The sequence below is a fragment of the Catalinimonas locisalis genome (genome assembly GCF_038039535.1).
In the GTDB taxonomy this organism is placed as follows: domain Bacteria; phylum Bacteroidota; class Bacteroidia; order Cytophagales; family Cyclobacteriaceae; genus Catalinimonas.
The window spans coordinates 24,691-43,899 of the sequence record NZ_JBBPHP010000050.1; the positions used below are offsets into that span (position 1 = coordinate 24,691).

General features: G+C 42.0%; 22 protein-coding genes and 1 pseudogene. 4 read left to right on the plus strand and 19 right to left on the minus strand.

The window, feature by feature from the left end; translation table 11 throughout:
* Positions 1–3: 3 nt before the first annotated feature.
* The 7 genes from WJR50_RS30125 to WJR50_RS30155 all read right to left on the minus strand — a co-directional run bounded on the left by WJR50_RS30125 (position 4) and on the right by WJR50_RS30155 (position 6,734).
* Positions 4–237, minus strand: a complete 234-nt coding sequence (locus WJR50_RS30125; RefSeq protein ID WP_341297049.1) for an acyl carrier protein — start codon at positions 235–237, stop codon at positions 4–6.
* Positions 238–243: 6 nt separating this feature from the next.
* Entirely contained in the window at positions 244–1,500 is a 1,257-nt protein-coding gene (locus WJR50_RS30130) for a dihydrolipoamide acetyltransferase family protein (protein WP_341297050.1), read from the minus strand.
* Positions 1,493–2,500, minus strand: a complete 1,008-nt coding sequence (locus tag WJR50_RS30135) for an alpha-ketoacid dehydrogenase subunit beta (protein WP_341297051.1) — start codon at positions 2,498–2,500, stop codon at positions 1,493–1,495. Before WJR50_RS30135 ends, WJR50_RS30130 begins: the two co-directional genes overlap by 8 nt.
* Entirely contained in the window at positions 2,497–3,516 is a 1,020-nt protein-coding gene (pdhA, locus tag WJR50_RS30140; RefSeq protein WP_341297052.1) for a pyruvate dehydrogenase (acetyl-transferring) E1 component subunit alpha, read from the minus strand. Before pdhA ends, WJR50_RS30135 begins: the two co-directional genes overlap by 4 nt.
* A gap of 8 nt (positions 3,517–3,524) precedes the next feature.
* The gene (locus WJR50_RS30145) at positions 3,525–4,397 is read right to left on the minus strand and encodes a Cbp1 family collagen-binding glycoprotein adhesin (protein WP_341297053.1); all 873 of its coding nucleotides are present in this window, start codon (positions 4,395–4,397) and stop codon (positions 3,525–3,527) included.
* A 32-nt stretch (positions 4,398–4,429) separates the two neighbouring features.
* Positions 4,430–6,133, minus strand: coding sequence for an acetate--CoA ligase (gene acsA, locus WJR50_RS30150; protein ID WP_341297054.1), 1,704 nt, complete (start codon positions 6,131–6,133; stop codon positions 4,430–4,432).
* 289 nt (positions 6,134–6,422) lie between these two features.
* Positions 6,423–6,734, minus strand: a complete 312-nt coding sequence (locus tag WJR50_RS30155; RefSeq protein WP_341297055.1) for a phosphoribosylpyrophosphate synthetase — start codon at positions 6,732–6,734, stop codon at positions 6,423–6,425.
* Between the two features lie 227 nt (positions 6,735–6,961).
* Between WJR50_RS30155 and WJR50_RS30160 the strand changes: the two genes are divergently transcribed.
* The gene (locus WJR50_RS30160) at positions 6,962–9,016 is read left to right on the plus strand and encodes a glycogen debranching protein (RefSeq protein WP_341297056.1); all 2,055 of its coding nucleotides are present in this window, start codon (positions 6,962–6,964) and stop codon (positions 9,014–9,016) included.
* Between the two features lie 70 nt (positions 9,017–9,086).
* Here WJR50_RS30160 and WJR50_RS30165 read toward each other — a convergent pair whose 3' ends face one another.
* Positions 9,087–9,920 carry a universal stress protein gene (locus tag WJR50_RS30165; protein ID WP_341297057.1) on the minus strand — a complete coding sequence of 278 codons (834 nt, stop codon included), beginning with the start codon at positions 9,918–9,920 and terminating at the stop codon, positions 9,087–9,089.
* Positions 9,921–10,115: 195 nt separating this feature from the next.
* Here WJR50_RS30165 and WJR50_RS30170 point away from each other — a divergent pair, with 195 nt between their 5' ends.
* The 3 genes from WJR50_RS30170 (at position 10,116) to WJR50_RS30180 (ending at position 12,521) form a co-directional block, all read left to right on the plus strand.
* Positions 10,116–11,699 carry a hypothetical protein gene (locus tag WJR50_RS30170; RefSeq protein ID WP_341297058.1) on the plus strand — a complete coding sequence of 528 codons (1,584 nt, stop codon included), beginning with the start codon at positions 10,116–10,118 and terminating at the stop codon, positions 11,697–11,699.
* A 268-nt stretch (positions 11,700–11,967) separates the two neighbouring features.
* Complete coding sequence (locus WJR50_RS30175; protein ID WP_341297059.1) at positions 11,968–12,291, plus strand: hypothetical protein; 324 nt, start codon at positions 11,968–11,970, stop codon at positions 12,289–12,291.
* A 38-nt stretch (positions 12,292–12,329) separates the two neighbouring features.
* The gene (locus WJR50_RS30180; protein ID WP_341297060.1) at positions 12,330–12,521 is read left to right on the plus strand and encodes a hypothetical protein; all 192 of its coding nucleotides are present in this window, start codon (positions 12,330–12,332) and stop codon (positions 12,519–12,521) included.
* Positions 12,522–12,752: 231 nt separating this feature from the next.
* Here WJR50_RS30180 and WJR50_RS34315 read toward each other — a convergent pair whose 3' ends face one another.
* The 11 genes and pseudogenes from WJR50_RS34315 to WJR50_RS30230 all read right to left on the minus strand — a co-directional run bounded on the left by WJR50_RS34315 (position 12,753) and on the right by WJR50_RS30230 (position 19,121).
* Positions 12,753–12,914 (minus strand): ATP-binding protein, encoded by a 162-nt coding sequence (locus WJR50_RS34315; protein ID WP_445223502.1) that lies wholly within the window; start codon positions 12,912–12,914, stop codon positions 12,753–12,755.
* 842 nt (positions 12,915–13,756) lie between these two features.
* Positions 13,757–13,987, minus strand: a complete 231-nt coding sequence (locus WJR50_RS30185) for a hypothetical protein (protein WP_341297061.1) — start codon at positions 13,985–13,987, stop codon at positions 13,757–13,759.
* A gap of 290 nt (positions 13,988–14,277) precedes the next feature.
* A complete protein-coding gene (locus tag WJR50_RS30190) occupies positions 14,278–14,580 on the minus strand; it encodes a HigA family addiction module antitoxin (protein ID WP_341297062.1) in 303 nt (100 codons plus the stop codon).
* 61 nt (positions 14,581–14,641) lie between these two features.
* Positions 14,642–14,920: a type II toxin-antitoxin system RelE/ParE family toxin gene (locus WJR50_RS30195; RefSeq protein WP_341297063.1), complete on the minus strand. Its 279-nt coding sequence runs from the start codon at positions 14,918–14,920 to the stop codon at positions 14,642–14,644.
* A gap of 237 nt (positions 14,921–15,157) precedes the next feature.
* Positions 15,158–15,352, minus strand: a complete 195-nt coding sequence (locus WJR50_RS30200) for a hypothetical protein (RefSeq protein ID WP_341297064.1) — start codon at positions 15,350–15,352, stop codon at positions 15,158–15,160.
* The gene (locus WJR50_RS30205) at positions 15,337–15,555 is read right to left on the minus strand and encodes a hypothetical protein (RefSeq protein WP_341297065.1); all 219 of its coding nucleotides are present in this window, start codon (positions 15,553–15,555) and stop codon (positions 15,337–15,339) included. The genes WJR50_RS30200 and WJR50_RS30205 overlap by 16 nt, the downstream gene beginning before the upstream one ends.
* Before the next feature lie 75 nt (positions 15,556–15,630).
* Positions 15,631–15,768: a hypothetical protein gene (locus tag WJR50_RS30210; RefSeq protein ID WP_341297066.1), complete on the minus strand. Its 138-nt coding sequence runs from the start codon at positions 15,766–15,768 to the stop codon at positions 15,631–15,633.
* A gap of 80 nt (positions 15,769–15,848) precedes the next feature.
* On the minus strand, positions 15,849–16,301 hold the full coding sequence (locus WJR50_RS30215; RefSeq protein ID WP_341297067.1) for a DoxX family membrane protein: 453 nt from the start codon (positions 16,299–16,301) through the stop codon (positions 15,849–15,851).
* Positions 16,302–16,698: 397 nt separating this feature from the next.
* Positions 16,699–17,256 carry an OmpA family protein gene (locus WJR50_RS30220; protein ID WP_341297069.1) on the minus strand — a complete coding sequence of 186 codons (558 nt, stop codon included), beginning with the start codon at positions 17,254–17,256 and terminating at the stop codon, positions 16,699–16,701.
* A gap of 24 nt (positions 17,257–17,280) precedes the next feature.
* Positions 17,281–18,219, minus strand: a pseudogene (locus tag WJR50_RS30225) (PorP/SprF family type IX secretion system membrane protein); the annotation flags it as partial.
* Positions 18,220–18,326: 107 nt separating this feature from the next.
* Positions 18,327–19,121: a site-specific integrase gene (locus WJR50_RS30230; protein ID WP_341297068.1), complete on the minus strand. Its 795-nt coding sequence runs from the start codon at positions 19,119–19,121 to the stop codon at positions 18,327–18,329.
* Positions 19,122–19,209 lie beyond the last annotated feature (88 nt).

The window sequence follows — 19,209 nt, forward strand, 5'->3', positions numbered from 1 at the left end:
AGATTATTGATGCTTTACCCGTGATAAATACTGTAGCAGATCATCCAGACTGCTAAGCTGATCATAATCAGATTCAGGAATATCTATGCCCAGTTCTTCGTCTATGGCCACGATCAGGTTAAGCCAGTCAATTGAGTCTATGTCCAGCTCTTCTCTAAGGTTAGCCTTGGGGTCCAAACTGCTTAAATCAGCTTCAGGGGCAGTTTTTTTTAGTAATTGTAATATCTTTTCTTTCATAAGTCATTAGCTTATCAACTGGGGGATATCCTGTAAATAATGTGCCAGGGCTTCCAGAAAGAGCGCTCCCTGATGACCGTCCGAAGCACGGTGATCGGCAGCCAGAGTGGCATGTACCAATGGCCGTATGCCCATCATCCCATTGGCGACCCAGACCTGATCCAGGATTTTCCCAAACCCGACCAAAGCCACTTGCGGGGGATAAATGACGCCATACACGGTTTCTACACCCCTGTCGCCAAGGCTTGTAAGGGTTATGGTGGCATCAGTAAGCTCTGAGCTCCTCAACCTTCCCTCGCGGGTTCTTTGGGTAAGATCTTTCAGATTTTCCATCAGTTCATCCAGACTTTTGGTATCCGCATGATGAATGGCCGGGGTGATCAATCCTCCCTTTCGTAATGCTATGGCAAAACCTATGTGGATAGCTTCCTGTATCCTCAGTTCATTTTCAATCCAATAGCCATTCAACTCAGGGACTTCTGTTAGGGCTTTTGCTACTGCTTTGACGAGTAGAACAGATATCAATAACCGCTCTTTCACAGTACGCTTACGATTTTCTGCTTCCATCCAATCTAAAGCATGACGCATGTCTATGTGGGTATCCAAGTAGTAGTGAGGTATCTCTCGGTTTGACTTTGCCATGGCAGCGGCAATCGCCTTTCTAATGTTGGTAGAATAAGCCTGTGCATGTGCAACGGTTTCTGGCTTTTCAGATGGAGCTTTTTCGGTTTTCTGATGCATAAAGCGTTCTACATCAGCACGTCCGATCGCTCCATTAGGCCTAGTACCATGTACTTCATGCAGGTCAATATTGTTTTCTGCGGCAATCATCCTTGCCAGTGGCGAAGCTTTGATACGGTCCATAGTTTTTATGGATTGCACTAAAGCAGGTTCCACTTTCGGTTTTGCCTTAGACTTCGTACTTACCGGTGTAGCATCTTCTGATAATTCTATCTGTTCCATGTCTGGCGCGACCTTCATGAGGTGTTCTCCATGTTTCATTTGTAGCTGTTCCCAGGAAGGTTCACCCTCTGAGCGAAAATAGGCCATCAGGGTACCCACAGGTAGTTTCTCTCCGGGTTGCACCAGAATTTTTTCAAGTATACCATCTTCATAGACTTCCACATCTATATCTCCTTTTTCAGTTTCTACATCGGCAATGATATCTCCCCTACTGACATGCGCTCCTTCCTTCACATGCCATCCCATCAGGATAGCTGATTTCATATCTGCACCCAGACTTGGCATTCTAAACTCACCCATAGCGCTGCATGTATTTTTTGGTGGTCTCTATGATTACTTCCGTTTGCGGAAGCGCTGCCGTTTCCAAATGAGCCGCGTAAGGGATAGGCACTTCTGCACTGCAGATACGCTCTACCGGCGCATCCAGCTCATAGAATTTTTTTTCGGTAATCCTGGCACTGATCTCCGCGGAAATACTTCCACTTCGCCAGCCTTCATCCACTATAATAGCCCTATGGGTTTTGCTTACACAGTCTAGTATGGTTTCCTCATCCAAAGGACGCAGTACCCGCAGGTCAAGCACCTCTGCATCAATACCTTCGCTGGCCAAAAGCTCAGCTGCATCTAAAGCTTTATACAGGCTAGCGCCATAGGTGAGTATGCTGACATCTTTCCCTGTTCTCATCACTTTGCTGTGTTCAATATCAATGTTATCCTTTTCTTCAGTCAAAATACCCTCTCTATTATATAGAGTAGAATTTTCAAAAATGAGTACGGGGTCAGGATCTGCCAATGCCTTTTCCAACATCCAGCGTGCATCTTCCAGGTTTGCGGGTGTCAATATCTTGATACCGGGAATATGGGCATACCAGCCTTCCAGACTATGCGAATGTTGCGCAGCCAGTTGTTTGCCACCGCCAGTAGCCATCCTGATGACAAGGGGCACATTGAATTGCCCACCCGACATGTGCAGTAAAGTTGCGGCATTGTTCATGATCTGATCTAGTGCCAGCAGGCTGAAGTTGACAGTCATGATTTCTACAATGGGACGCATACCTCCCAGAGCAGCTCCTATCCCTGCTCCTACAAATACGGATTCGGACAGAGGAGTGTCCCGGATGCGTTCCGGTCCGAATTCTTCCAGTAATCCCCGGCTAACAGCAAAACTACCTCCATATTTGCCTACATCCTCTCCCATCAAAAAGACTCGCTCATCCTGAAGCATGGCTTCTCGTATAGCTGACCTCATCGCTTCGCGATAGGTGGTGGTCTGAGAGTTTACAAGAGTTTCTGTAGTCATTTTGATTCCAGTTCTGAATAAACAAATCGGGTAAGGTCTTCAACAGGCTCCCAGTTTCCTTGCTCAGCAAAGTCAACTGCGTGTTGTATTTCCTGTTTTACTGCCTTCTCTAGGCTCTTGACGTCACTTTCAGTGATCAACTGCTGCTCTTTCATCTGCTGAATGAAGGTGATAATCGGATCTTTTTTCTTCCACTCTTCTACTTCTGACTTACTTCTGTACAGCTCTGCATCAAACATGGAGTGCGCTCTAAACCGGTAAGTCCTGCATTCCAAAAAATAAGGTTTCTGCTGGCTACGCACATAATTGACCGCTTTTTTTGCAGTTTCTTCCACCACAATTATATCCATTCCATCTACTGAATCTGCTTCAACACCATAGCTTTTGGATTTCTCAGTCAAATTAGTCACGGATTCAGATCTTTCTAAGGCTGTCCCCATGGCATAAAGATTATTCTCACAGACAAAAAGTACCGGCAGTTGCCATAATACTGCCAGATTCATGGTCTCATGAAACTCTCCTTCGGCAATGGCTCCTTCCCCAAAGAAACAGCACGTGACCTGATGCTTATGCTGCATCTTATCGGCCAAAGCCAAGCCGGCAGCCAGAGGTAGTCCCCCGCCTACAATAGCATTACCACCATAAAATCTGGTACTGGTATCAAATAAATGCATGGAACCTCCTCGGCCCCGGCTGCACCCCTCCTGCTTACCATACATTTCAGCCATGATTGAATTAGCAGCAACCCCTCTGGCCAGCGCCTGACCATGCTCCCGGTAGGTAGCCACCACTGCATCTTCCGGCGCCAATGCTTCCATCACTCCAACGGCTACTGCCTCTTCACCAATGTAAAGATGCAGAAAACCTCTTATTTTTAGGGTGGTATACAATTCTCCTGCCTTCTCTTCAAACCGCCTGATCAATAACATCTGACGGAGCAAATGCAAAGCATGTTCTTGATTTCCCTTAGATTTTTTTGGTTTAGACTCCTTCTCCGGTATTTTTTGAATATCCATAGCCGCTCCTATTTTACCAGCATCACCATGTATTTGGAAGACTCCCAGAATTTGTCAGGGTCAGAGACCACCAGATTTAACTTATCCCCTGATGTTTCTTTTTCAATAGAATAAGAGTCGGAAGGATGCACCGAAACCAGGGTAAGCTCTTTTCCTTCTACCGGAAAACTGTCCTTCTCCCTGATATTGATACGAATAAATTTTTGATGATTAAAATCAGGTCTCAGTATTTTGGCACCACCGAAAAGTCCCAGAAACTTCCCCTTCTTATCCAGAATTTGCTCATCTTTAAGATCTTTGTAATCCCCCATGACATAATAGGCTGTATTTAAGGCCTCCCATTGCTCTTCACTGGAACGCGTGAGTGTTTCAAAATCAGTCTGCATACTTTTTAAAGTTGACTGAGTTTCTTCCAACTGCTTTTTCAGTTGTGAAATGGTCTGCTCCCTTACCCTGATCTGTTCTTCAAGTACTTCTTTTTCTTTCAGTCTCTCCTGCACCAACGTATCTTTTTCTCGGCCTACGTTTCTCAAACCTGCCCTCAGGTTACTGATAATTTGCTGATTTGAGCCGATCAGATCTTCTATCCTACTCACATCATCGCTAAGCCTTTCGCTCAGTTCCTGTGGTGATGCATCTGGTAGTTGATTACCTATTGAAATTTCTGCATCATGAATTTGTCGGAGTTGATTTTCAACCTCTGCTACAGAATTTACAAATGATTTGAATTCCGTATCCTTTTCTTCAAGCTGTTGCGACAGCTGCTGCTCTCTTTCCTCTAATTCGCTGATAAGAGTGCTACTTTCTTCCTGCACATTTTTCTCACAACTATAAAGTAAAAAAGCAGACCATAAAATGATGAAAATGCGCTTTGTATTCATGGTAACAATGTTTTGAATTTGAACTTTTTTTATCAATTCTTTTCAAGTGTAGAGGTATCTCCTTCAGGGAGACCCAAAGCCTGGGTTTTCAGCAGCCTGCGCATAATTTTCCCACTGCGTGTGTGAGGGAGCTGGTCTCTGAATTCTATCTCTTTTGGAGCGACAGCCGATCCCAACTTCTGGCGGGCGAAGCCTTTGATTTCCAGCGATAGTTCTTCACTGGCTTGCCTACCTGATTTTAAGAGGATATACGCTCTAACGACTTCACCTATCACCGGATCAGGAATGCCGATCACTGCTGCTTCTGCCACTGCCGGATGTTCCATCAGTACACTTTCCACTTCAAAAGGGCCTACCATGTGTCCTGAGGTTTTTATGATATCATCTGCTCTTCCTACAAACCAGAAATATCCATCTTTATCTTTTTTTGCCAGGTCGCCACTAATGTACCATCCTCCCACGAAACATTTTTGATACCGTTCTTCTTCATGGATATATCCACGAAACATGGAGGGCCAGCCAGGTTTTAAAGCAAGCTCACCTATTTCTCCATCAGCTAAGACTTTTACTTCATGCTCATTTACCCTTTGCACTACTGCTGCTTCAATGCCGGGCAGAGGGCGCCCCATAGAACCAGGTTTGATAGGGAGAGCAGCAAAATTTGAGATCATAATTCCTCCAGTCTCTGTCTGCCACCAGTTATCATAAATAGGCATACCCAGGACTTTTTCTGCCCAGGCTATAGCTTCAGGGTTAAGCGGTTCTCCTACACTATGAATTAAGCGCAAATGCGATAAATCATATTTTTCTTGCGGTTTGATATCCAGGCGCATCAGCATACGAATGGCAGTAGGTGCTGTGTACCATACACTGACCTTCTGTTTCTCCAGAATGCTATACCAACGTTCTGCATCAAAATCCGACTCGTCAATAATGCTGGTAACACCCAATGTCAGTGGGGCAATAATGCCATAAGAGGTACCGGTCACCCAGCCAGGATCAGCCGTACACCAGAATATATCATCAGGATGCAGATCCAGCACATATTTACCAGTAATATAATGGGTTATGACTGCCTGATGAACGTGTACAGCGCCTTTAGGCATTCCGGTGGTCCCACTGGTAAAGTGCAGGGTCGCCATACCCTCTGGATTGGTAGGAGGAATGGCGAAGCGATCAGATGCCTTTTTCATATGCTTGTCCAGGGAAAGCACATTGGGATTGATATCTTTTTTAGCATCTACCAACAGCACATACTGCAAACCTGGAAGTTGACTGTGTAGCGCCTGTATTTTTTTCTGGTAAAAACGTTCAGTGGTCACCAGTACTTTTGCTTCTCCTTTGCTCAACCGCTGCAGCAGAGGTTCGGGACCAAAAGCAGAAAATAAAGGACAGAATACACTGGTATTTTTCCATGTGCCCAACGCAGCAATGTATAATTCAGGAATTCTACCGGTAAGTAAAAAAACAGTATCACGCTTACCTACTCCCAAATGCTGCAATACATTGGCGAAGCGATTGCTTTGCCTATCTAACTCCCGATAACTTATATCACGAACTTCACCTTGCTTGCTTAGCCAGCGAAAGGCTATGCCTTCTGATCCAGCATGCCGACCTACAGCTTCATGTGCGATATTAATACCATTCCCCCCTGGCAAGCCGTTCAGCTCTTGTTGTGCCTGCTCCCAAGAGAAGGTTTTATAACTTTTACTATAATCCGCCAGGTTAGGTGTCATGAGGGCTCTATTAAATTACGGCTGAGTTACATTTAGCCATATTCCTGTTACCGGGGTGATTAAAATACTAATGATGATTCAATGTGTTCTTAAGCATGTCTATTATCAACATATGGGATCTTCTATAATCAGACAAGCTATCTATGTCACCAAATAAGAAACATAATTTAGCTTATGGTTCAAATAAAGTTAATGATGTAGGTCACTGATACTGCTAATGTTTGTCATTGATTTTCTTATATTTTCATTGAGTGTAAAAAGTAATCGTACGTTTTGGATAATATGTGGTTTATCCAGTTAGCAGTGTTCTCCTATGTCTTAGTTTTTCCAGCAATTGATCTGTGAATGCATCGGAGTATATTCCATATCCATTGACCAGTATGCCTTTTAGATGATACTTATCTGAAGAAATAGCATAAAGTACTGCTTCATCATCAGGGTCTGTCATACCTTCAAATCTATACACATCATCAATGACAAATTCCTCTGGCCATAATTGCAGATTGCCATTCGTGTGCGTTAAGCCATGCCTATTCAGATTAAAATCTTCAACATATCCATGTTTTCGTAATTCGTCCATGGTATTACTCATCGTATCCATAATTCTTAATTTGAAGGTGGAAGAATATTGATTTTCTAGTATGATATCTTTACTCGGATAGCCCTTATTTAATTGCCAAACCAGATAAATTTGATTCTATGTATGAATTAAGATATGGTTTATTTACTTCAGGAGGGATGATCTAAATCATTCTTAAGACTAATGCTCATCATCGTTTATTACATGAACTTATTGCACCTTAGGTCATCACATTGACATATGTATCTATGCTATCCTGGACAGCAACAGAAGGCTCACCTCACCCATTAGGCGTTTCTTATATCCCTCAGGAAGATGCTTATAATTTTGCCCTCTATTCCAAACATGCTAGCAGTGTGACTTTACTGATTTATAGCAGTCAGAATTTTATTACCCCATTGTTAAGCTATCATTTGCAGTACCTGCATAACAAATCCCATAGAATATGGCATTGTCGCATCAAAGCCGCTGCGCTTCGTGAAGGGAAATACTATGCCTATAAAATTGATGGGCCCGAGCCTGCCGGACAGTTTGAATGGCACACTTTTGATAAAGATAAGGTGTTGCTTGACCCTTATGCCCGTGCTGTCTTTTTTCCTCCGGCATTTGACCGTACAGCTGCAAGCCTACCTGGCATGAATGATGGTCAGGCTCCACTGGGCATGATTATCAAGGATACCAACCATTTTGACTGGCAGGATGATATCAGGCCTTTTCATGAGCATGACCTGATCATTTATGAACTTCATGTGAAAGGGTTTACTTTCCATCCAAGCTCAGGGGTGACAGAGGACAAAAGAGGCACTTTTGCTGGTGTAATAGAAAAGATCCCTTACCTCAAAAAACTAGGAATTACGGCAGTAGAGTTAATGCCAGTCCACCAGTTTGACCCTCAAAATGGTGACTACTGGGGTTATTCAACCCTCAATTTCTTTTCCCCTCATCATGCTTATGCGAGTCAGACAGAAGAAGGCGGGCAGGTAAAAGAATTTAAGCAGATGGTCAAAGCTCTGCATAAGGCCGGTATAGAGGTGATTCTGGATGTGGTCTATAACCACACTACTGAAGGTGATCGTTTTGGGCCTATCTACAGTTTCAAAGGAATTGACAACAGTACCTATTATTTGATCAGTGAGGAACAACCTGAACCTTATTGTGATTATACCGGCACGGGTAATACCATGCATACCCGAAATAATCACGTTAAATCCATGATCATTGACAGCCTGCGATATTGGGTAAAAGAAATGCATGTAGATGGTTTTCGCTTTGATCTGGCTTCTATCTTTTCCAGAGGAGTAGATGGCAATCTCAGTTTTGAAGAACCTCCTATCTTTGCTGATATACAATCTGACCCTCTGCTTGTGCAGGTACGATTCATTGCCGAACCCTGGGAAGCATCGGGGACCTTTCAATTGGGCAGTAAGTTTCCTGGCTTACAGTGGATGCAATGGAATGGTGCTTATCGTGACGAAGTAAGAAAGTTTGTCAAAGGAGATATGGGTATGGTCCCTCACTTAATGAGCAGGCTATACGGTAGTGATGATTTGTTTTCAGATACACTTCCTCATGCTTACCACGCTTATCAAAGTATCAATTTTATCACTTCACATGATGGTTTTACACTTTATGACCTGGTTTCTTTTAACTACAAACATAATTTTGCCAATGGAGGGCATAATGCTGATGGTCAGAACGAAAACTACAGCTGGAACTGTGGAATTGAAGGAGATGAAGTGCTCACTGAAAGCGTACTGAAATTGAGAATTCAACAGGCAAAAAACTTTATAGTCCTACTTATGCTCTCCAATGGTACGCCTTTGATATTGGCAGGTGATGAATTTCTACGGACGCAGAAAGGTAATAATAATCCTTACAATCAGGATAACGAAACCTCCTGGGTCAACTGGAGCATGATGGAAAAGCATGGTGATTTTTTTAAGTTTTATCAAAAAATGATTGCCTTTAGGAAAGCTCACCCATCACTTTGCCGCAGTAGATTCTGGAGAGAAGATGTACAGTGGTTTGGCATCAACGATAAGCCTGACCTTGCTTACCATTCCAGATCACTGGCTTTTTTTCTGCGCGGTAAATCTCAGGAAGATCATGATCTGTATGTGATGGTCAATGCTTATTGGGAAGCGTTGACTTTCAATTTTCAGCTTGAAGGTCCCTGGCATAGGATCATTAATACCGGCCTTACTGCTCCTCAGGACTTCATTGCACAGGGAGAAGAAGTTATCTACAGCAATACGTATTTACTACTGCCAAGGTCTGTGGCGGTATTTATAAATTTTAGCTGAACAGAAAGTTTTCTTACTATTTACATTTCACAAATCAACTTTAAGCAATAAAATAAAGTAAGCAGTAGGTTTACCTGTCTTTTTGGGGATCATGAATTACTAATAAGGGTATGTTTGTTTCAAATAACAGCTTTCTGGTGTGCGTGCCTCTCAGCAGCTTTTCCCAGAAGCTATGCCGGTGAGAAATCAAAGCGACTAATCCTGCTCTCTCTTTGTCCAGAAACTTCTCTATACTTTCCAGTATATCCTCTCCCTCTTCAAGATGATAAGAACAAGGGGAAGGATAGAAGTACCTATCCATCTGAAGCCTGGCAATGGCAAAATGAGTGTCAAGGGAATGTATCTTTGTTATCACATGTAGCACCTTGATTTCAGCATTGAATATTTCTGCCAGTTCCCTGACAGGTTTTAAGTGGAGAGGATCTTCCAGATTGAGAAAATCCGTTGCCAGGACAATGTTTTCTGCAATTTTGAAACAAACACCTTCAGGAATAACCAACACGGGAAAAGTGGACCTTTCTATGACAAAGCTTGCCACGCTTCCAAAGATTCCCCTGCTAAGTTTGCCCTCTTTCCTCAATCCCATCACTACCAGATCAACCTCATTTTGTTCAACAAGCTTATTCACTTCCTCTATCAGGAAGCCTTCTATCATCCGACGCTTAATCAAAAGTGGGTAACTTTCATGCAGCTCATGTGCCAGGATTTTTAACTGTTTCATACGTTCTTTTTTTGCTTCTTCCAGTTGCACCTCTGTGATGGGTTTAACAGTAACAGGAAGGGGGAAGGGAAAAGCATGCACGAGTAAAACTTTTCCTCCAAGCAGGGAAGCTAGCTGACAGGTATACATAGCGGCATTTTTTGCAGCACCAGAAAAGTCAGTGAGAACCAATATCGTTTTCATGGTAATTACAAACTCAGTTATATTGGGCAGGTGAGTTATGAAGATACTATTTCATTTTCACTGATTAAGATCATGGCTACTGCTGATCAAGATTAGCGATTAGGGGAATTCTATCTTTTAAATTAATGCATTCACGAAGGGCCATTCTGCTTACTTCTAACTTAAAAGAATGTGTTAATTAAATCTATTCAGGTCATGAAACACATAAATACACGCCTGATCTTTTTATTGCTTTTTGTAATATTTACTAGCGCTGAAGCCCAGAGTATATGGCCTAAAGAAATACAACTGGAGCAGGAGGAGAAAGTAATTATCTACCAGCTACAACCGAAGGCGCTGGAAGGCAACCTGCTTAAATCAAGGGCTGCCATCTCAATCAGACAGCATGATAATGATGAACCTCTATTTGGTGTGTTATGGATGGAAGCACGATTGCTGACAGAGAGAGACGAACGCATGGCTACATTAGAAAATATTGTCATTACCCATATACGATTTTCCGACACTACAGAAGAAAGTCAACTAAGTGCGCTGAAAACATCTCTGGAACAGCAGATTCCACAATGGCACTTAGACATCGCTCTTGATGATTTACTGGCTACGCTGGGGACAACAAATATCAGCCCCTCAACTGAATTTAACAACGCGCCTCCCAGAATTTTCTACAGATCTCAGCCTACGATGCTGGTACTGATAGATGGTGAACCTATCCATACCTTTGATGAAGAACTTTCTATAGATAGAATTATTAATACTCCTTTTTTGATTGCCCTGAACCCTGACGACCAGCTTTACTATTTGTATGGGGACCAATTCTGGTATCAGTCGGCTAATCTCACACAGGGTTGGAAGGCAATAGAAAAGCTTCCCAAAAGAATAAAAAAGTTAAATAAGAAAATAGAAAAGCAGCAAGAGAACACTCCTGTTTCTCAATATGTCTTCTATGAAGATGCATTACCTCCTGAAATTCTTGTCAGCACTATGCCAGCCGAACTCTTACAGTCAAAGGGTGAACCCGAGTTTGTTTCCATAGAGGGTACAGGACTTTTGTATATTAGCAATACTGACAATGAGATTTTCCTGGACATTGATAGTCAGCAATATTTTGTGGTATTATCTGGAAGATGGTATACTGCTAAGTCTTTGGAAGGTCCATGGTCCTATCATTCTTCCAATACCTTACCGGAAGATTTTGCTATGATACCTGAAGATTCTGAAAAGGGTAATGTGCTGATTTATGTAGCGGGTACACAAGCAGCCGAAGAAGCAGTAATGGATGCCCAATTTCCGCAAACAGCGCGAGTAGACCGGCATGCAGCTCAATGCAGTGTAGTATATGACGGCAGTCCTCAATTTGAGCCTATTGAAGGAACTCGTCTTGAATTAGCTATAAATGCATCAACTACTGTACTTAGAGACAATGAAAGGTATTTTTGTGTGGAAAATGGTGTATGGTTTGTTTCAGAACATGCCACTGGCCCTTGGGAACTATCTGTTGATCGTCCTTCGGATATAGATAGAATTCCTCCAAGTAGTTCAGCATACAATGTACGGTATGTTCATATTTATGATGTTACACCTGATTTCATCTATATGGGGTACACACCTGCATATCTGGGGTGTTACGTTTGGGGCCCTACCATTGTGTATGGCACGGGTTATTACTATCGGCCCTGGTACAGAAGATACTACTATCCACGTCCGCTGACCTGGGGTTTTGGTATGCTCTACGATACATGGACAGGATGGAGCATAAGCCTGGGGTTTGATCTGGGGTGATATTACTGGATAAGTCCATACCGGTATTATGGATGGTGGGGGCCTCCCAGATATCGTCCTCCCCGTTATGAATCTTACCGGGCCAGCAGAACTGGACTGAGAGTTTCTCCCATTCAGAGAAGGTACTACTATCCCACTAATTTATACCGCTATCGCCGGGATACCTATACCAGAGATATTACCCGTAGATCTAACAGAGTATATATTCTTCCTTCCGGGGGAAGAAGTCAACAAGGCACATCAATTGTTAGAAGTAACCGACAAACCTATGGTACAGCCGATAGGACAAGGCGGCAGGCTATACCTTCCCCCAAGACATCCAATAATGTATACACTGACCGGCAAGGGAATATTTATAGACGTGATCAGACTGGCCAATGGCATAAGAGAGAGCCCCGATCATGGAAACCTGTCAGCAGAGAAAATACTCAGAGGATGCAGCAGCTTCAGAAGCAAAAAGAAATGCGAGATCGGGGGCAGGTGCGCAGTAATACTTTCAATCAAGCTACCAAAAGAAAAACGACTACTAATAAAAAGAAAAGTAACCGTGGAGGCTCCAATCCCTAAACCTGGCAGAAGTAAACCTTGGTAATTAGAGGAAAATAGAAAAATGGCAAAGTCTATATTAATATGAACGTAAGTCCTATAGTCTATTCGGGTCACTTAGCGTTGGAGACTGTAGAAGATTTAAGAAATTATCTTCATTTGTTTAACCGTAATGTAAGGCTTCATCCCGCTCCTCATCACAGAAGTATTGATGATAGAGGCTCCCTTTGCCAGGTGGATATTGACAGAGCATTGCAGGAACGATTATCTCGCTAGTGAATATTTAGCTCCCCGACCTTTGCTGCCACTCGGTGTTAATATCTTTTTCTTCACTAAATCCTGCAATTCTTTAGAAGATACCGTTTGCTTTACATTATTCAGTTCTTGGTAAATCGCATTAGTAACTTGACCATGCTCTTTTGTATACAATACGGCTTTGATTTGCCGTTCATTCAGGTCAAGATTGAGTAGATGTTCTTTGGTGTAAATATTCTTAAGAAAGGTAATTTAAAAACCACCTGCATACTCTTCCAGGATAGGAGCAGGAAGACCCGCTTCCTGGCAGGCATTCATAATTTTGGCGATACCTCTTCCCCAAGTTTCAATATAACCCGCTTTGAAAAATACTAATGCACAGTTTAGTCCTCCAATTATGATCTTTTTAGAAATTCCTTGATCTCATCAATATATTCGGGCAATGGCATTTTATCTATCTCAACCTTTGCCATTTTTTCTGCTTTATGTACACCATAATCATGGTAATAGTCATAGAATTTGATTTCAAAATAATTGTTTTCCGTGTTTTTACCATAATTTCAATTTCACATTAATCTGTCGGGTAAGAGCTAATCTCTTACACCGTAATATTGTCATGCATTTGCAGCGGTATTTTATCGCAGCAGTAGCGTACTTTACGCTAACATAGATTTTGTTTTTTTTTGGACATGGTTAAGCCCGGTATCCCATCGCATAAAGATCCGGGCTTTTCTTTTCATAACAGTATGGTAATCCTGCCTTAACCTCAATGTCATTCCTTCTTTCTAGTATTGTATCGTAGGTATACTTATTAATCATGCTATGTTGAGAAGAGCAGCTGCATTATGTCAACTCCGTTGGGGCTGCTTTACTTTTTTTTATTACCTGGTAAGATTAGGGAGAAATTGCGTAATGAAAATCACGTTCAACCGGCGATATTTACATAGTCCTTTAAAAAGGATTAGTCATAAATATATTTTGTATAGCTAAGCCCGGGGATCCTACTGCCATATAGCCACCCGGGCTTTTCTTTTGCCCTGGAAGTATGGCTATAATGATTAGCCCTAATTGCTTAGCCAATTCAATCACTTATCTCTATTTCATAGCCGATCTGCGTGCTATACCTTTGAAATAGTTAGAGTGCATATTCTTTAACTATTTTTTCAACTGACAACAGAACATTTTTTAGACTTGATGATGATTGAAAGAAGGGTGCCCGGTATAGGTATTGGCTATGTCGGGTTTTTCTTTTATATTTAACTTTTTTCCCTCAGCCATTCATCATAAGTCATATTGTGCTCTCTCAGATATAGTATCTGATCAATCTTTTCCTTTGCCAGTGAATAAGATTTAAAGTTGGGTGTAATGGATCTTCTTTCCTCAGAGATAAAAATAGAGTAGTTGCCATCCACTATCTTTTTTACATGGAAGTTAATTTGCTCCTTTCGGCAAATGAATGTTAGTTTGTTCAGGTCACGACGGGTCATTTAGAAATTATCAAAAACCTTTAAAAAAGAATTCCTATATAAATACTTAACACTAAGCTTTTTGTAATTATGATTGATGAACTAAAAATAACAAAGAGAAGAGGTAAAAAAGTAAAAGATAAAGTATGCTCTGGTTGTGACTGTTTTTTAATGTAATCTGGGAATATGAAAGTACACAAGGAATAGTATACCTATGCCCTTCCAGATGTAAAGACAAAGCTATGTCAAGCAATATAAGCGTCCCAAGAAACTTAATTGTATGATAAAAATAGCCGGTATTTATTTACCAGCTACTCTATTTCTTCTGAATACAGTTCTTGAACAGGTACATCACTCATTTTTTCGTTTGCTTTCCATAAATCATACTGCACCTGTAAATTTAGCCAAAATTGAGCTGAAGTATTAAAGGCTTTGCTCAGTCTCACAGCCATTTCAGGACTAATGCCAGTGTGGCCGTTTAGAATTTCCGATAGATTTTTACGAGTTACGCCCAACGCTTCAGCTGTTCTCGTTACAGTCAATTGTAGCGGCTCAAGATAGTCCTCCCTCAGTATCTCTCCAGGATGGGGAGGATTGAACATAATCATTGTCATAGTGCGAATGTGTATAAAGTTTTTAACCGGCACCTGCTTACTCAGTGCCGGTCTTAACTATTTAGTGGTAATCTTGATAATCGACTACATAAACGTCTCCATCTTCAAAAAGAAAAGTTATGCGCCAATTTCCGGTGACCTTTAATGCTAGATGACCCTCTAAGTCACCCTTCAACTTGTGTAGCCCGCCACCTGGGTAATTTAAATCTTTCAGCTCTGTGGCTGAATTTAGTCTAACCATAATCTTTCTCACCTTTTTTGTGTGAGTCGGATTGATTCCTGATAAATCGCCTTTTTCAAAGAATTTTTTCAAACCCTTGTGGCGAAAACTTTTAATCATTTTCTTATTTTTTGTAGTCTCAGTTTTTGCCCGAAGGCCCAACTGCTTGTACAAGCTACAATCCTATATACGTAACTTATTACGTTATAGGTTACAAATATATTAAACTTTTCAAAAAAACAAAACCACCGGACCATCACACCGAGCGGTCATTAACATAAAACAGCGGGTAATCTCCTACCCAAGGTCTAATGCAAATGTCAATACAAAAATGTATGGAATGAAAGCATACATCAATTAACTACCTTTTTGCGCCTGGTATGCACTGATAAAGTTTTCCAGAATCTCATGGATGAGTTTATCATGTGAAGAAATATCCTCTTTATCAGCAATTTCTTTCATACCCTCAATGACAGTGTTCCGCATCCGGAACTGTGTATACTCACTTTCTGACTTGTTCTCTTCTTTGAGCTTGTTCAACATATCATCCATAGAACTAAATATTTTATCGTTTGACTGTGCTTTATTTTTTCGCAGCGGCGACCGCTTAGGTCCAGCCTGATCCGGCTTTGCCTCCTGCTTTTATCTTCTGGCGGTTCTTCCTTTTTATCAGGTTGGTTTGATTGATCAACTTTGTTGCGGTTGGCTATGTTCATCATCCGCTGGAGCTTATCGGAGGGTTGCTTCTTTGCCATCACTTGATGAGTTTCCTGAATTCTTTGCTATACATATTGAACTCGTCAATCATATCTTCAGCGGTGATAAGATCGCTAACGGTGCTCAGGTCCCTTTTGTAGCGTACCAGATTCAATAGGTGAAGCAATCAAAGGAATGATAACTACATCAGAGGCATTCAGGATCAGCTCAACGCCTGTGCCTTCCATCCTGCCCGCCGAATCATTAAACACCAGGTCATACTCTTTGTCAGCTGTGGCAATGGTTTCAGCAAATATCTGTGCTGCATCTTTCTGGTCCCATCTGAAAGGAATTACACCGTGACCTGTCCCTTCTTTACAGTGCCTCCTATGACAAGTGCAGCAGATATAATCAGCAGGTTTTTGATGATGTACTGCCCTTCCAGAGTAGGCGCGTAAGGAATACGTCCCTGCTGAAAAGTGACCTCTGGAAAAATGAACAGAGGTAAAATCGTGCCTACCATCTGTATGGCCAAAAGAGCAATGGCAATACGTATAGTCTTTTTGGAAAGAAAAAACAGGCCAATGACTACTTCCCACCAACCAACGATTTTTACCCAATCGCTCCCTCCCAGCAGAGGCAGCCAATTGATGGTAGCCTCTACCAAAGATGCCGCCGGAGATATTTCAAAAGCCTTCAGAATACCGAACCAGAAAAAGATGATGCCAAGAGATATACGAAGGGCTAGCTTGCCCCAGCGTTCCATAAAATGGGCTATTTTAAAATCCAAATGCTCAATGTTCATCTCCTTGATCTAGTTAGTTAAAAATATGTACAGCATAAATTTTACCCCCTAGTTAAGATACCCCTACAGAAGGGCACTTGTTTCTTTTACTTTATTATTTTTACCAGGTATCAAGAAAGGCTAAGTGTCTTGGATTGCTAAAAGACCAGCGATTAGAAACGACTCTCAGCAACCTAAAGTTTGTCCTCTATCTAAAATAGCCCCACAGTAGCGCAGTAAGATGAGGGTTTTTCATTATGTTAAGTGATTACGCCTTAGTTAAAAACTGTTAAATAAAATTTATGAAGGTTTTCATGATTTATGTTGATGGAGGCAATCAAATTTCCATGTGGAACTCAGAAAAAGACTTTCCTTCTTCGTTTCCTGGAAGGAAAGTCCTTTAAGAAATTTTATCTTACTAATTTTCAATAATTCGGAATTCAACTCTGCGGTTGATACTTCTACCTTCTTCGGTGGTATTTTCCGTGATAGGCTGAGTCTCCCCTGCACCGCTGATGAGTATACGAGAACTATCCACATTTTTCTGTAGGAGGAACTGCTGCACTACTTTGGCTCTTTCTATGGATAAAGCCTTATTCCGTTCCTCAGTACCAACATTGCAGGTATGACCGATGAGTTCCACCTTCAACCACTCATTACTCCGCATGATCTCGGCAATCTGGTTCAAAAACTGCTTAGAACTCTGGTCAAGCTCAGCAGTCTGGAACTCAAATCGTACTGTCTTTTCCAGGTTAAGTTTGTCCTTCTCGGCTAGCTGCATTTTCTTCTCTACCTTTGGCAGATTAGCGCTAGACATTTCCATAGGACGGTTGTCGAGCTTTTCTACTGAAGCAGGTTTAGTCAGCGGAACCGGTTCAGGGTCCAGTTCTTCCTCTATTTTTTCCATCTCCTTTTCTTCAATTTCAATCTCTTTCTTCGAGTCCTTGTCTACTACTATAGGTGATTCAGGTTGCATGATTTTACGAATTCGCAACGATAAGGAAATCTCAAAGATACCAGTCTGAAGAGCAGTATTGAGCTCATTGGACACAGGCTGATCATAAGAGGCAGCCAGGCTAAGGTTTTCCTGCTGGTACTCCAGCGATACCACTCCTGCCTGGTTGGTATTGTACCATAAACCGAGAGCTACTTGTTGCTGTCTCTCACGGTTCATTTGATATCCCAGCCAGGAGCCTGCGTTCCAAAAGCTATTTTGGGCCTCCTGCACATAGCGAAACGTAGGCATGACCGAGAAACGTCCCTGACTATAAGCTCGGTAGCCAGCAGTGAGTTTCCAGGAAAGAGGTACCTGGTCCTGTCCGTCCGTGATGAAGGAAGCATTAGGCTGATTAAAATTGAAGATAGAAGCCCCGGCAAAAGCTCTTAATTGTCCATCTGTACCTTTCCACTGCCAGTGCAGCCCGCCGCTGCCGCTAAGGTAGCTGGTAGTGTTGTTGATCAGAGTTTCTCCAGTGCCAGCATTAGGGTCAAATACTCCATCTACATACTGCTGATCGGTAGTAAAGTTAAATCCGAGACTACGCTGAAAGAAGCCTCCCTGGAAGCCCATACTCAACGAGCTTCGCGGGAATACCTTTATGCTGTAGGCCAGCCCCAGCATACCGCTGTTGGTCTGTACGATGTCCGAAGAGCGATCGTTGAGGAAGGCCGCACCTACCCCCAGGCGGTGATGCCCCACACGGATAGGCACTTAACCTGATAGCATGGAAGTCTGAAAGCTCTCACCTGCGCTGATAGTTTGGTTACGGTAGTTTGCAAAGATACGAGCATCTTCCACTGTACTGATCATTGCCGGATTGGTCAGAAAAGGTGTCTGGTGATAAAGTGAGAAGTTTCCCTGCTGTGCCCAGGCTGCCGAAATGCAGACCATGAGAAACAGTATCACTGCAAAAGATTGGCGAATATGTTGATTTATCATTATTCTGAATTAAAGATTTTGTGGTTTCTATTAGCGAAGTAGACGGACAATACCAGACTTTCTACCTTGGACCAGAAGAGGTTGTCCACTGGTATATGTACCCTTGATCACCCATATGTACATGCCCATGGGCTGTTTCTTCCCTGCGAAACTTCCGTCCCACCCCTGTTCAGTTTATCTATCTCGCATAAGTAAGCAATCTCTTTTAAATAGGAGTTTGTCTTCTGATTGGTATATACCGGCAATACTTTACCATTGGCCTGGGCAAGAATATTTTCTTTGTATCGTTCAATAATTTTCAGTGCTTTAGGAAGTAACGGTACTTTGAACCACTCTTTGGATTTTTTTCGCTGCCCCCTTATCCATCTTTCACCATCCAGCCCAATGACTATGTGTTCTGGTTTGAGATCATATACTTCTGCATAAGAAAGGCCCGTATAGCAGCTAAACACAAAAATATCACGGGTTTGATTGAGACGCTCCAGCCTAAAGTCTTTTTCTTCAATTCGGCTTAGTTCTTCCTGTGTGAGACAACCCCTGTCTTTTTTTTCAAACTTAAGTTTAAATTTATGGAAGGGATCCTTTTCAAGCCATTCATTTTTAATAGCTAAGTTGATCATCTTCCGTAAGCGCTCAATATGCTTCATCACGGTGTTCTGCCCCATCGGTTTACGATGATCCTTAGGTTGATAGCTTTTTAGAAACATTTCAAGCTCCGTAATGAACTGATAAGAAAGATGGGAAAGATAAATATCTTTTTTCCGAAGCTTTACAGTTAAAAACTCTTTCACATATCTTTGGGTAGTAAAATAGTTTTTCAACGTTCCCCATTCCAGGCTATCTTTAAGATGCGTATTATGATAATCAATCAGTTCCAACAAAGTGTGCTGTTGCTTTTCCAATCCTAAGTAAGTAGATCGTCCTGAAAATAGTCTACAGAGGGGTTTTTAGATCATTTAACCACAATTAATTAGAATGATGATGAAACGT